This window comes from Micromonospora sp. NPDC093243, from assembly GCF_044753725.1.
Taxonomy (GTDB): domain Bacteria; phylum Actinomycetota; class Actinomycetes; order Mycobacteriales; family Micromonosporaceae; genus Micromonospora.
Genome location: NZ_JBIVNT010000001.1, coordinates 1 through 12695, shown reverse-complemented (window position 1 = coordinate 12695; position 12695 = coordinate 1). Strand labels below are relative to the sequence as shown.

Here is a 12695-nt window from a genome sequence, read left to right as displayed (position 1 = left end):
GGCACCAGCCGCCGGCCGCCGCCCGGACCCGTCCCCCGACGACACGGAGGACAGGTCCGAGTGGCGATCCGGTGGGAAGCACAGTCAGCGCCCGTCGCTCAGGGCCGGCAGGCTGCGCCGCCGCAGCAGGACTCGGGCCGGTACGGCACCCGCGACCAGCCCCAGTGCCGCGACACCGCCGAGCATCCCCGCGTAGGTGCCAGCGTCGACGAACACCCGCAACGTGCCGCCCTGTGCGGTGCTGAACGCGCCGACCACGATCGCGGCGACCAGGATGCCCAGCACCAGGCCCGCGCCGACCGTGATCATCGCTTCACGGCCGACGAGCCGGCGAAGCTGCTTGGTCGTCGCCCCGACCAGCCGCAGGTCGGCGAACTCGCGACGACGCGCGGCGGTGGCGATGGCGAAGGTGTTGACGACCGCGATCGCCGTGAAGCCGAGGGAGATGACCACCATGAGTTCCCAAGCGCCCTGCTGATTCTGCGCGTCCCCAGGGGGTGCCGCACCGAGCGTCGGGGTCAGCCGCAGATCAGGCCACGAGGCGGCGATCCGATCCGGTACGTCGCCGCGATAGCGCAGCCCGACCGTGCTGACCAGCCCGCGCGGGTCGTGCGCCGCCACCAGGTCCAAGGGCAGCGCCAGCTCACCGAAGCCGCGGGCTCGGGCGTACACCCCGGCGAGGCGCAGGTGAACCTCATGGCCGTCGGCGAGCCAGATCCGCACGTCGTCGCCCAACCGCCAACCGTACTGGTCGGTGATGTACTCGCTGGCGGCGAACGTGCCCATGCCCGGTAGCGTCCCGGCGCGCAGGTCGAGGTCGAGCGCGCTCTCGCTGCCGGCCACCAACAGACCCTGAGTGGCGAAGTCCTCGGGCTTGCCGCCCTGCTCGACGATGGCCCGCGTCGGCAGCGTGGCTGCCACCCCCGTCACGCCGTCGAGAGCTACGAACCTCTCGACGGTGCCGAGCGGAAGCCCGCCCGGCGCGGTCACCTGCGCCGTCGCGGGCGCCGTCCGGTCCACCTGCTCCTGCGCGGTCAGATCGTCCACCAGGACGCTGTTGAGCAGCATGGTGGCATTGATTGCGAACATGAGCACGAGCGGGACGGCGACCGCCGCGACCCGTCGCGGGTCGGCTCGGGTGACCAGACCGGCCAGCCAGCCAGTCGCGCCTCCAGCGCCGACGAGGCGGGAAACCGGCGCCGTCACCACCCGGATCAGCAGCGGCCCGAGAGCCGCGACCGTGCACAGCAACAGGGCGGACGACACGAAGCTCATGCCCATTCCGAGCGGCCCGTCGAGCGGCACGAAGACGAGCAGGGCGATCGCGCCGGCGGTGGTCATCACGGCGAGAGCGATCCGCAGGACGAGGCCCCCGGTCGGCGCGTTCGCGGTCTCGGCGAGTGCCTGGGTCGGGGCGATCCGCACCGCTCGGCGGCCGGCGATCCGGGCACCGACGAAGGTCACCAGCATTCCCGCCACGGCGGCGGCGATGAGCACCATCACGTTGGTCCGTACGACGAACTGGGCGGGCACCGCGCCCAGGTCCCGGAATCGAGCGGCCACCAGGTGGGCGAACAGCACACCCAACGGCGCGCCCGGCAGCGCGGCGAGGCCGGCGAGCAGGACGCTCTCCACGCCCAGGAGGCGGCGCAGCTGACCGGGGGTCGCGCCGGAGGTGCGCAGCAGGGCCAACTCGCGCAGGCGTTGACGTACGCCGAGCGTGACCGTGCCCGTGAGGACGAAAACGGCCGAGAACGCGGTGATGCCGATGACGAAGCCGAATATCGAGAGCGGACCGATGTAGTCCGGCAGGGCTCCAGGCAGGTCGGCCCGGACCCGGTCCGCGCCGGTCAGCACGGACGCCTTCCCGGCGGCATCCTCGACGGCACGGCGAAGCGCGACCAGGTCGGTGCCGGGGCTGGCCAGGACGCCCACCGCGGTCGGGCCGGGCAGCCCCGACACCGACGCCGCCTCAGTGTCGGCGACGAACAACGCACCCTGAGCGGGTAGCGCGTCCCGCCCGGCGGGCGCGGCCACGCCGGACACGGTCATGGTGCGGACGCCGGTCTTCGTGGTGACGATGAGACGTCCGCCCACTGTGGTACCCGAGCGGTTGGCAAGGTCGGCGTCAACGACGACCTGCCCCGGGCCGGGTGCCTCGCCGGTACGCAGCGCGTACGGGGTCAGCGGTGCCGAGGCCCATCCATGTCCGATCACGGGAGCGTCGTCGGCGCCGCGCAGCAGACGGCCGTCCGGCGTACGCGCCTGCACCGGGAAGGCGACGTCCGCGACCGCGGTCGCGACGCCCGGAATGTCGCCCAACCGGCCGGCGAGGTCCACCGGCAGCGAGCCGGCGCCGGTGAGCCGCTCGGACTTGACCTTGCGCTTGACCTTGACCTTGCCCTTCTTCTCCTTGGTGGTGACCTTCTGCAGGGTGACGTCGCGGTCGCCTGAGACGACGACCGCCGCCGCCGCGAACCGGTCGGCCGGCGGCTTTGCCGTGAGCACGGAGGCGAGCAGGAGACCGCCGCCAGCGAGCAGGGCCACAGCCAGCAGCGCGGCGAAGAACGTGCCAGCGTACGCACCGCGGTGTTGGCGAAGGGTGCCGAGAGCGAGCCGGATCATCAGACGGTCACCGCCATCATCTGCGCCGCGACCTTCTCGGCGGTCGGGTCGGCGAGTTCCGTGACGATCCGACCGTCGGCGAGGAACACCGCGCGGTCGGCCCACGCTGCGGCGGCCGGGTCGTGCGTCACCATGACGATCGTCGTGCCGATGCCGTCCACCGCCTCGCGCAGCAGCCCCAGCACCTCACGGCCGGTCGACAGGTCCAGTGCCCCGGTCGGCTCGTCGGCGAAGATGACCTCCGGTCGGCTGGCCAGGGCGCGGGCGAGCGCGACCCGCTGCCGCTGACCGCCGGACAGTTGGCCGGGACGGTCGTTTTCCCGTCCGGTGAGCCCGACGCGGCGCATCACCTCCCGCGCCCAGTCCCGGTCCGGCCGTACCCCGGCCAGCCGCTGCGGCAGCAGGATGTTGTGCCAGACCGACAGCGCGTCCATCAGGTTGTACGACTGGAAGACGAACCCGACCCGCCGCCGCCGTGCCTGGGTGAGCTGCGGCTCACGCAGCCCGCCGATGTCCTGACCGGCAAGGAGCACCCGCCCGCTGTCCGGCCGATCCAGGCCCGCCGCGCAGTGCAGAAGCGTCGACTTGCCCGAGCCCGACGGGCCCATCACCGCGCAGAACGAACCGGCCTCGAAGGCGACCGACACGCCATCCAACGCCCGGGCACCGCCTCCGCCGGGATAGGTCTTCGTCACGTCGACCACCTCGACGACCGGGCCGCGGGCCGCGGGCGTCATATCGCTGTTTCGCATGGTGGAAAGCCTGCTCGAGATGGCGTTCCCGGAACACACGGCGACCCATGATCTTGGTGGTGGGGAAACCCCTACCGTCGGCTGATCGACCCAGGCAGTGTCTCCAGAGTTTCGGGTCTGGCTGCGCATGCCCGACGGCGCCGTCACCACCGACTCCACCCACGCCATCCGCGCAGACGCCGTCCTGCGGGCCAAGGAGATCGTCATCGATGTCGCCCGCGACACCTTCATCGACCTGCGCGGTGGGCGTCTCACCCTTCACCAATGGGTGGAGATCTGGCAGGTCACCCATCAAGCCTCACCCGCCACCTGGGCCGCCGACCGCAGCCATCTGCGGATCCACATCCTGCCCAACCTCGCGCACCTCCCGCCGAGCTGAGTTGCGTTTCGGGGGCCGGCAAGCCATGGAGGGAGACCGCGTCACTGCATAGCGGTGGCCGGGGGATGATCGAACGATTCGGGGCAGCGGAAGGTGTACAGCGAGTAGCCACGCCCAATTTGCACGCCGACGATGTCGGGGGACGCGGTCGGGTTCTCCTCGGACGGGCGCCAGCTGCAATGCATGCCGTTCCACTCGCCCGAATCCACGGTGAAAATCAAACTCATAGTGGTGCCGCAGGCAGCACAATCCATCGGGTACGGATCGGTCAGTGACCAGTTCGCGTACCCGCCGACCTTCCATCCCGGCGCCAGCGACAAGTCGCTCTGATAGTGGGGACGGCTCTCGTCTTCGTCGTCATCCCACTCGTCGAGCCGCTCGCGTAGGTCATCGGGGAGCAGATCGGCGTATTGGTACTCGCGGACCTGCTCGGGGTGTACCACGCACGGAACCGGCAGGTACATGTCGCTGATCACCGGCGGCTCGGGAGGCGCTTCGAGCAGCGGGCCGACAGCGGAACTGTCGCGCCAGCAGAGGAAGACGCGAGGGCTGTAGTGCCGATCCGAGTGGTCCACCGGGCACCACAGCACCTGGAGCAGGTCGGTGCCGTCCGGACCGGCGTAGTCCGGGATATCTCGTCGGTACAGCTGCGCGACCGGGACCAACGGGATGGGATCCTCGATCAGGTCGTCCAAGTCCAGAGCGTCGGCCGCATCGAGCTCGGCCCGCTCCTCCGCAGTCAAGAAGTCTCCGCCCGGCAGCGGCTCCCGGGCTTCTGCGGTCGCGAGGATCTCCCGCCTGCGGTGCAGGGCGGCCGGGGTCGTCAGGCCCCATGGCTCGTGCGCCCCGGCGTCGTCGCAGACCGGCCATACCTCGTCGGCTGGCCACAGCAGTGGTCCGCCGACCGAGCTATCCGTAACGGTCGGAGCGCCGGGTCGCGGATGCAGGCGGGTAGCCGTGATGGAATGTTCCCGCAGTTCGGGGAAGAGTGCGGTGATGTCTAGGGGACGCGGAGGCGTGGTGCGGGCCATAGAAGCGGATCTTATGGCCCGCGTGCTGGTCCTGAGTTCTTTGCCTTGCTAAGCAGCTACGGTCCCGGTTCAGCCGGATCGTCGGGATTCCGCTGCATCCGCCATGCGCGAAGGCGCGCAAGTCGCGTGGAGCCGTCCCCGAATGGGGCTCGGTGGTCCACTCCCGCGCGGCCGCCCCGCCCTTGTGAAGGCACTGATCTGCCGCTGAGCGGCCGGAACGCTCGGTCGCGCACCTGATGGTGGGTAGGCGACCTGCGTCCGCGAGCAGTTCGCCGGCCGGATGGTTGACGGCTAGCGCGTGGTCATGGGCTCAGGTGCCGGTGGGAACAGTTGACGCAGCGTCGGACCGATGGCCGTGGCCAGCGTGCCGTCGTCGCCGGAGTGCATGACCAGGTTGACCACCCCCGTTGCGACGTCGCCAGTGCGGGCTTCGGCAGCTGCGGCCGCGATGTCGGGCAGCGCGAGATCGGCGAGTAACTGCCGCACCAGGACACCTTCGCCCCAGAATGCCTCTGCCGGAATGGGGAGCCGGCCCAGCCAGGACAGCAGGATCGCCGCCCTGTCGGTGGCTGAGGGCGTGGCGGCGGTGAGCCGTCGACGGACATCGTCGACGTGCGTATCGGACAGCTCGCCGCATTGCTGACCGGTGGCGGCGACCAACACGGGATGCAGCACGCTAGGAACCCCACGCTCAATCAGGTACCGCTTGCCCTCTCGCCCGGTGGGCCGGAACTGCGGGCGGCGCTCCTGCAGGTTCAGCAGGTCGGCCAAGGGCGCCAGGAATGATGTCAGCTGATCCGGTACGCCGAGCCCTGCCACAAACAGGTGGAGCGCCACAGGATCTGCCACGACGAGGTCGTTACTGAATCGCGACCGCTCCCAACTGACCGAGCCGTGGCCATGCAAACCAGCGCTGGCGAGCACCTCGCCTGCCACATCGCGGAGCACGATCGTCGGCCCACCGTGACAACGACAGATGTCACCGATGAAGCGACCCGTCGTGGTCAACACGCGCGCCATGTCAACCGAACCGGCATCCGGGAGCTCGGCCAGAATTTCACGACCGGCAAGAGGGCCGCTGTCCCCTGATGAAGATCATCGGGCACAGATCCGGCACAGCCGACAGCGAAAACCCATGCGAGACGTCGAGAGACACCGAGGAGTGCAAGCCAGGCCAGAGGGCCGACGAGTCCACTTTTGGTGGATCTGCCGTGGCCTCGCGGCTTAGGGGTTCAAGCCTCAGCCCTCACCTGAGCCCGTGCCCGATCCGTGCCCGATGCAGCGGTCAACACCGGCCAGCGGAGGTTCGTTGCAGAGCCTGGCCGTGTTGCCTGTGGGTTCACGACCAGTCAGCACCAGGCATGAAGGCCACGACTCAACCCGATTCCCAAGCTGACAGTCAGCCGATCGCCCGTCCTCGACGTGCCTCAGCCCCTCGACGATGGCAGGATCGCATACGTGGGACCGGCCGGCAGCCCGTGGTGGCAGGCAGCGAAGACGCCGAAACAGGGGTTCATCCTGGGAGGTATCTGGCTTTTCCTTGCCGTGACGCACTGGGTGTTCGCCATCAGGGAGTCGATCAGTTGGTCCGTGATCCTCTCTGCGCTGGCAACATTGCTTGGCGTTGGCTACCTGGTAACAGCCGTGCTGCTGCGCCGGCGCCAGCGCTCAGATCAGTGCTAGCTAGAAGCTGCGCGCCGAGTCGGCTTGGGGCACAGGGGGCACAAGACACCGTCAAACATCGTCAACCAGCGACCAGCCATGGCAGTCGCCAGAGCGGTGTGAGCAGGCGTCGAGCACCGCTTCTGCTGGTGGGCCGACCGCGGCCTGCAGTTCCGCTTCAACTCAACATCTAGCCCTTCGTGGGGGCTACCGGTGCTGGTTATGGAGGCGGTCGAGGGTGATGGCGGTGTTGATGAGGGAGAGGTGGCTGAAGGCCTGGGGGTAGTTGCCGATCTGTTCGCCAGTGGGGGCGATCTCTTCGGCGTAGAGGCCAAGGTGGTTGCTGAAGGTGAGCATCTTCTCGAAGGTGAGGCGGGCGTCGTCGAGGCGGCCGGAGCAAGCGAGAGCGTCGGCGTACCAGAAGGTGCACATGTTGAAGGTGCCTTCGTTGCCGGGTAGACCGTCGGGGGAGGCGGCGGGGTCGTAGCGGTAGACGAGGCTGTCGGAGACGAGGTCTTGGTCGATGGCGCGGAGGTGGACTGCCACATCGGGTCGGAGGGGGTCAAAAAGCCGACGGTGGGCATCATGAGCAGCGCTGCGTCCAGGACGTTCTCGCCGTATGCCTGGACGAAGGATTGGCGGCCAGGGTGGTATCCGTGCCGCATGATCTGGTGGTAGATGGCGTCGCGTTGCTGGATCCAGCGGGTGAGGTCGCCGGGTCGGCCGTGGCGGGCGGCGAGGCGGATGGCGCGGTCGAGGGCGACCCAGGACATGAAGCGGCCGTAGGTGTAGTCGCGCGGGTGGTGGCGGCTCTCCCAGATGCCGGCGTCGGGCTGGTCCCAGTTGCGGCAGAGCCAGTCGACGAGTCGGACGGTGCTTTCCCAGACGTGGTGGGAAGCGCGGATGCCGTGCTGGTCGGCGGCGTGCATGGCGTACAGGGCCTCGCCGTGGATGTCGAGTTGCAGCTGGTCGGCTGCGCCGTTACCGATGCGGACGGGTGCGGAGGCCCGGTAGCCCTGGAAGTGGTCGAGGGTCTCCTCGTGCAGGTCGGAGGAGCCGTCGATCCGGTACATGATCTTCAGGGGTATGTCGTTGTCGCCGGCCTCGCGGACGCGTTCGTCGAGCCAGTCGACGTACCGGCTGGCCTCTTCGGTGAAGCCGAGCCCAAGTAGCGCTTGAATGGAGAAGGAGGTGTCGCGAATCCAGGTGTAGCGGTAGTCCCAGTTGCGGGTCCCGCCGAGTTCCTCGGGCAGGGCCGTGGTTGGCGCGGCGACCATCGCGCCGGTCGGTGCGTAGGTCATGAGTTTTAGCGTGATGGCCGAACGTTCGACCATCTCCCGCCACCGCCCGGTGTACCGGGACCTAGCCAGCCAGCGACGCCAGTAGTCCCGAGTCTGCTCGAACATCGCCTGGACCTCTTCGAACGCGATGACGTGCGGCTTGTCGGGGGAAGCGGTGTCCATAATGACCGCGCCCTTGTCGCCCTCATGCAGGGCGGTGCTGGCGAGCAGGTCCCCGTCTTGGGTGTCAATGTGGTCCTCAGGAACCAGGCGTCCGACCGGCCGCGAGTTGTTCAGCGTGAGAGTCATCGACGCGCTGCGGAATACCATTCCGTCGGGGTGCACCTCCAACTCATGCCGGTCCCTGCCGTAGTTGAAGCGAGGACGACATTCCGCCCGGAACCGCATGCTGCCGCGGACCACGTTCAAGAGTCGGACGATGCGGTGTCGGTCGGTGGGCTGCTCGCCGGCGATCGGCATGAAGTCGATGAGTTCGCCGACCCCGTCTACGCTGATGAACCGTGTGATCAGGATGGGAGTGTCCGGCAGGTAAAGCTGCTTGGAGGTGTACCGGACGCCATCGGGCGAGATTCGGAAGTAGCCGCCCCGCTGCCGGTCAAGAAGACCAGCGAAGATGCTCGGCGAGTCAAACCGAGGAGCACAGAACCAACTCAGCGTGCCATCCCTCGCGACCAACGCAGCCGTCTGCAGGTCGCCAATGATTCCGTGATCCTCGATCGCTGGATAATCCTCCACCCTGGCCCTCCCCTGACGGTCCTACTGGGAGAACGGGCATGCCGGCCCAAAGGTGATGTTGGAGGCGGAGCAAGTCGAGTCTGCAAGGTCCTGAAGCCGCACAGTTGCGAGGCCGTCGCCAGGCCGTCACGGGATGGAAAAGTCGACTGATAACGACGACCGGCGACGACGAATGGCCAGTTCACGGAGCGTGAGCCGGGTGAGCGAGCCGAACCAGGACCGAGACGGACCACTCTTAGTCGGAGGGACGGCGACCGAACCGTAGGTAGCTGTCGACAGCAACGGCGACAGCAACAGGCCCGGACGAGCGCAGCGGCCGGCGGCCAAGCACAGACAGCCGCCCGAGGTCGCGGATGCGGACGGACCCTGCCGGACGTAGTGCCCAGAACTTGTAATCGAGATGTCCCGCGGCACGACGGCGATGCAGTGGCGTTGCCGCCTGACTGTGGGCCGCGGCAGCGGTGCTGCTCGACGGACCATGTCCCCATGGACTTACTCACCAGCGTCGTCGTGCCGCTTGCCTCGATAGCGGTGGGTGCAACCCTCACCTACTGGCTCAACGTGCGGGTACGCAGGACGTCGCAAGTCGAGGAACTTATCAACGCTGCCATCGGGGCTGTGGCGATGGAGGAGGCAAGCCGGTGACGGCGACCTCCTCTTCTCGATCCTGGCGCTCAGCTGCTGGTGATCTGATCGTTGTGGGATGTGATTCACTGTGACGGTGCAGGGCCGGCGGTGGTGGTCAGTGTTGTTCGCTGCACTGGTGTCGGCGTCCGTGCTGACGCTCGGCGTCGTCGTGACACAGGTGGTCGCATTGGCGGTCAACGCGGCGAGCGAGCAAGAGAAGTGGTTGTGGGGGCTAGGGCGTGTCCTGCCGATCTTGTAGTGGTTGATCGTTGACGATGTGCCGGTGGTGCGTCGTGGCGAGTTGACCGATGAGGCGTGGGCGGTGATCGCGCCGCTGCTTCCCGAGCCGGGCAGCAGTCGGGGCCGGTGGCGGGATCACCGTCAGGTCATCAACGGGATCTTGTGGAAGCTGCGGACGGGTGCGCCGTGGCGGGACCTCCCGGAACGGTATGGCCCGTGGAAGACCTGCCACGAACGTCTGCGTCGCTGGACGGCGGATGGAACGTGGGATCGGATCCTGGTCGCGGCGCAGGTCCATGACGATGGCACACCGGTGCAGTGGACGATCAGCGTCGACTCGTCGATCGTGCGGGCGCACCAGCATGCCGCTGGCGCCCGCAAAAAGGGGGCTCCCCGGCAAGTCCGGCGACGCCTGGTGCGCAAGATGGTGAGGCCATCGGCCGATCCCGCGGCGGACTGAGTACGAAGATTCACCTCGCCGTCGACGGTCGTGGACGGCCGTTGTCGATCCTGCTCACCCCGGGCCAGGCCGGCGACAACCCCCAGCTGTTGGCGTTGCTGGACGCGATCCGGGTCAACGATCCCGGGCCCGGTCGGCCCCGCAAGCGACCGGATGTGCTGATCGCGGACAAGGGCTACGCGCATGACTCGACTCGTCGAGCCCTGCGGCAACGCGGGATCCGGCAGGTCATCCCTGAACGATCCGACCAGGTCGCCCGCAGGGCCGCCAAGGGCAGCGCCGGCGGCAGGCCACCAGCCTTCGACAAGGTGATCTATAAGAAGCGCAACGTTGTGGAACGTTGCTTCAACCGGCTCAAGCAATGGCGTGACCTGGCCACCCGATACGCCAAACGCGCGTCCCTCTACCGCGCCAGCCTCGTCCTGATCGCCGCCACCATGTGGCTCCCGTGATCGACACCGACTGCCCTATGCGGCCACCTGACCAGAGCTGACGAACCAGGTATCCGATCCCACATCAATCGGCTCATCGACCCAAGGCTGCACGATCGCGGCGATCTCTGCCGTCATCGGCCACATGTCCATGACCCAACCCTCAGCCGTCACGTCGACGTGCGCGCGCAGTGGCCCTACGACGTCCGATGGCAAATCCCAGGACCCCTCCAGGAAGCCGTCCGCACCGAACTTCTCCACCATGTTGACCACGACCACGGCCAGACCTTAGTCGAGCTCCCCGTCATCTAAATCCCATGATCGGCAGGACACGGCCTAACCACCGCCGACTGCCAGCGATGTCCGGTCTCAGGACCTGCGTGACACGTCAGTCTCGGGGCGTGCATGACACCTCGGCCGATCTAGAGATCCTGCGTCCAGACGCCCATTGGATGGTCATCTGGTCGCTTCCAAAGCTGGGGCTGACGTTGGTGAAACTGCTCGTCGCTGTCGCGGTCCCAGTGAAACCGGCCCTGACGGTCGGGCCAGACGACCTGCAGGAACGGCATTGGCGGCCGGCGGTAGAAGGCGATGGCACGGCCGAAGAACGCCTTGTACCAGCGGTAGTCGATCGACTTGAGATGGACCGGGTACCGCTCGATGACGTCGTCTCGCACCTGCTCGGCCGCCAGGGCGACACCCTTGGTCGCCGTCGTGCCCAGGTCGTTGAGGCACGCCTTCGACAGTTCAACGTCCAGCCCGAACATGGCGAGTTCCGGCATGCGGAGGGTGTGCCAGAGTCCGACCGTGTAGGCCCAGCCAGGTCCCGTGTCATCCTCGGGGATCATCATGACACTCCAACCGTGCTGCTGGATGTGCCTGATCGTGGTCAGCTCCATTGGGTGCCGATCGGCTGAGTCGCCGTAGTCGTGGCAGAGGCTGCAGTGGCAGGGCGACTCGGCGTGATTCACGCCGTGATCGTAGGGGCCAGATGTACGCCATCGCCGCTCCGGGCCACGGAGGTCCTGATTCCAGGGAGAGGCTCAGTTGCTCCTGCGCTGGGACGACAGCCGGCTGGACGATCCTATTGACGTACCGGTCAGGGAGCGGGTTGGGAGCTACGGGCGCGCGGGCCCGCGGGGGCGCCTACGTCGCAGCCGAGGGCCGGGTTCGCGTGGTGACGAGGGGTCCGCACGGACCCTCGACCTGCCCGGCGGGAGACCGGTTCAGGCGCCCTGGTGCAGGCCGGCCGCTCGACCGTCACCGAACATCCCGACGAGCGTTTTTACGCCGCGGTGCCTGACCAGATCTACCACGAGACCGATAGGCAGCTTGCCCTGCCCAACCTCGCGATGAGCAGTGTCGAGTCGTTGTCGCAGCTTCCCATCGAGAAGCAGGCGGACGTCCGGTGGAGCACGGCCAACTGGGCCCACCAAGTGGTGGTTTCAGAATGACATGCGATGGCTCGGGTGCAGGCATGGTCTGACATTGGTAGGAGATGTTGAGTCCGCCATCCACGGAGTCGCCCACCGGACACGGGTGCGCTGTTCGCCATGGCACTGACGTGTCAGCGGCATTCGCTATCGTCAATGCCATGACCTCAAGTGATCAGCTGCTTGACCTGATCCGGAACACCCCAGAGATCGATCTACTGCTGCGGTCATCGTTTGGCTTCGACATCCATCGGAAGCACCATGGTGAGGGCTTGAGGCTTGCCTCGGGCGCGCCGCTGGAGATGATCGCCGGGGAGTCCGCCGGTGGGGCGTACTTCCTGTGTGCCGAGCAGAACTGGCGCCGGCCGGTGGTGTTCGCGAGTTCCGAAGGGGAAGGCGGGCTGCTGGCCGATGACTTGGCGGACGCGCTGGAGATCATCATCGGGCTGGAGTGGCACGACTGCCTCTCGTTCTCGGGCGGTGGCGATGTGGAGGTGATGCAGATCTCCGCTCAACACCTCGAACGGTCCCATGACAAGTACAACCCGGACATCGACAACGAAGCTGCCCAGGTGGCCGCAGCTCTGTCGCTGCGTATCGTGCCTGTCACTGAGCTCGTCCTCCGGTTGCAGGCAGCCGCCTCGAAGACCGAACCGGACTACGTCGTGACCGACGAGGGCGGGCAGGCGTTCGACCCACTGTTCGGCGATCACGTGGAGCCTCGCCACGGTGGCTGGCGCTGAACCCGACCGCCGCCGGTCGAATCGACACCGTCACCTCGGCCGATATCTGACAACACGTCGGGCAGAATCTCCGACGTGTCTGCCGACATTGTTCCTGACGATCTCTGGGAGCGCATAGCTCCGCTTCTGCCAGCCTGGCCTGCCCGACGCCATCGTCACCCCAGACGACTGCCGGTACCGGACCGCGACGCCCTGGCCGGCATCGTCTACGTGCTGCGCAAGGGAGTGGCCTGACGCGATGTGCCCATCCAGATCGTTGGCTGTTCAGGGGTGACC

13 protein-coding genes and 1 pseudogene are annotated in these 12695 nt (G+C 67.6%); 7 read left to right on the top strand and 7 right to left on the bottom strand.

Features of this window, described 5'->3' with window-relative positions; all coding sequences use genetic code 11:
• Positions 1–84 precede the first annotated feature (84 nt).
• Complete coding sequence (locus ACIP9D_RS00070) at positions 85–2625, bottom strand: ABC transporter permease (RefSeq protein WP_350877313.1); 2541 nt, start codon at positions 2623–2625, stop codon at positions 85–87.
• On the bottom strand, positions 2625–3377 hold the full coding sequence (locus tag ACIP9D_RS00065) for an ABC transporter ATP-binding protein (protein ID WP_350877315.1): 753 nt from the start codon (positions 3375–3377) through the stop codon (positions 2625–2627). Before ACIP9D_RS00065 ends, ACIP9D_RS00070 begins: the two co-directional genes overlap by 1 nt.
• Before the next feature lie 97 nt (positions 3378–3474).
• Between ACIP9D_RS00065 and ACIP9D_RS00060 the strand changes: the two genes are divergently transcribed.
• Positions 3475–3756, top strand: a complete 282-nt coding sequence (locus ACIP9D_RS00060; RefSeq protein ID WP_350877316.1) for a hypothetical protein — start codon at positions 3475–3477, stop codon at positions 3754–3756.
• 41 nt (positions 3757–3797) lie between these two features.
• Here ACIP9D_RS00060 and ACIP9D_RS00055 read toward each other — a convergent pair whose 3' ends face one another.
• Both ACIP9D_RS00055 and ACIP9D_RS00050 read right to left on the bottom strand, forming a co-directional pair.
• Positions 3798–4787 carry a hypothetical protein gene (locus ACIP9D_RS00055; RefSeq protein WP_350877318.1) on the bottom strand — a complete coding sequence of 330 codons (990 nt, stop codon included), beginning with the start codon at positions 4785–4787 and terminating at the stop codon, positions 3798–3800.
• Between the two features lie 291 nt (positions 4788–5078).
• Positions 5079–5807, bottom strand: coding sequence for a hypothetical protein (locus ACIP9D_RS00050; protein WP_350877320.1), 729 nt, complete (start codon positions 5805–5807; stop codon positions 5079–5081).
• A gap of 438 nt (positions 5808–6245) precedes the next feature.
• On the opposite strand from ACIP9D_RS00050, the gene ACIP9D_RS00045 reads away from it, so the two are divergent.
• Entirely contained in the window at positions 6246–6470 is a 225-nt protein-coding gene (locus ACIP9D_RS00045; protein WP_350877322.1) for a hypothetical protein, read from the top strand.
• A gap of 186 nt (positions 6471–6656) precedes the next feature.
• Here the strand turns inward: ACIP9D_RS00045 and ACIP9D_RS00040 are convergent.
• A pseudogene (locus ACIP9D_RS00040) lies at positions 6657–8485 on the bottom strand (glycoside hydrolase family 15 protein).
• 486 nt (positions 8486–8971) lie between these two features.
• Here ACIP9D_RS00040 and ACIP9D_RS00035 point away from each other — a divergent pair.
• Both ACIP9D_RS00035 and ACIP9D_RS00030 read left to right on the top strand, forming a co-directional pair.
• The gene (locus ACIP9D_RS00035; protein ID WP_350877324.1) at positions 8972–9130 is read left to right on the top strand and encodes a hypothetical protein; all 159 of its coding nucleotides are present in this window, start codon (positions 8972–8974) and stop codon (positions 9128–9130) included.
• A 268-nt stretch (positions 9131–9398) separates the two neighbouring features.
• Positions 9399–10264 (top strand): IS5 family transposase gene (locus ACIP9D_RS00030; protein WP_350877332.1). Its coding sequence is split into 2 segments (ribosomal slippage): positions 9399–9732 and positions 9732–10264, totalling 867 coding nucleotides; the frame shifts between segments, so codons are not numbered across the junction.
• A gap of 15 nt (positions 10265–10279) precedes the next feature.
• Here ACIP9D_RS00030 and ACIP9D_RS00025 read toward each other — a convergent pair.
• Both ACIP9D_RS00025 and ACIP9D_RS00020 read right to left on the bottom strand, forming a co-directional pair.
• A complete protein-coding gene (locus tag ACIP9D_RS00025; protein ID WP_350877326.1) occupies positions 10280–10522 on the bottom strand; it encodes a hypothetical protein in 243 nt (80 codons plus the stop codon).
• A 143-nt stretch (positions 10523–10665) separates the two neighbouring features.
• Complete coding sequence (locus ACIP9D_RS00020; RefSeq protein WP_350877328.1) at positions 10666–11214, bottom strand: DUF4262 domain-containing protein; 549 nt, start codon at positions 11212–11214, stop codon at positions 10666–10668.
• A gap of 267 nt (positions 11215–11481) precedes the next feature.
• Between ACIP9D_RS00020 and ACIP9D_RS00015 the strand changes: the two genes are divergently transcribed.
• The 3 genes from ACIP9D_RS00015 (at position 11482) to ACIP9D_RS00005 (ending at position 12653) form a co-directional block, all read left to right on the top strand.
• Positions 11482–11697, top strand: a complete 216-nt coding sequence (locus ACIP9D_RS00015; RefSeq protein ID WP_350877330.1) for a hypothetical protein — start codon at positions 11482–11484, stop codon at positions 11695–11697.
• A gap of 140 nt (positions 11698–11837) precedes the next feature.
• Positions 11838–12419, top strand: a complete 582-nt coding sequence (locus ACIP9D_RS00010) for a hypothetical protein (protein ID WP_400449066.1) — start codon at positions 11838–11840, stop codon at positions 12417–12419.
• A 75-nt stretch (positions 12420–12494) separates the two neighbouring features.
• Positions 12495–12653 carry a transposase gene (locus ACIP9D_RS00005; protein ID WP_400449064.1) on the top strand — a complete coding sequence of 53 codons (159 nt, stop codon included), beginning with the start codon at positions 12495–12497 and terminating at the stop codon, positions 12651–12653.
• Positions 12654–12695 lie beyond the last annotated feature (42 nt).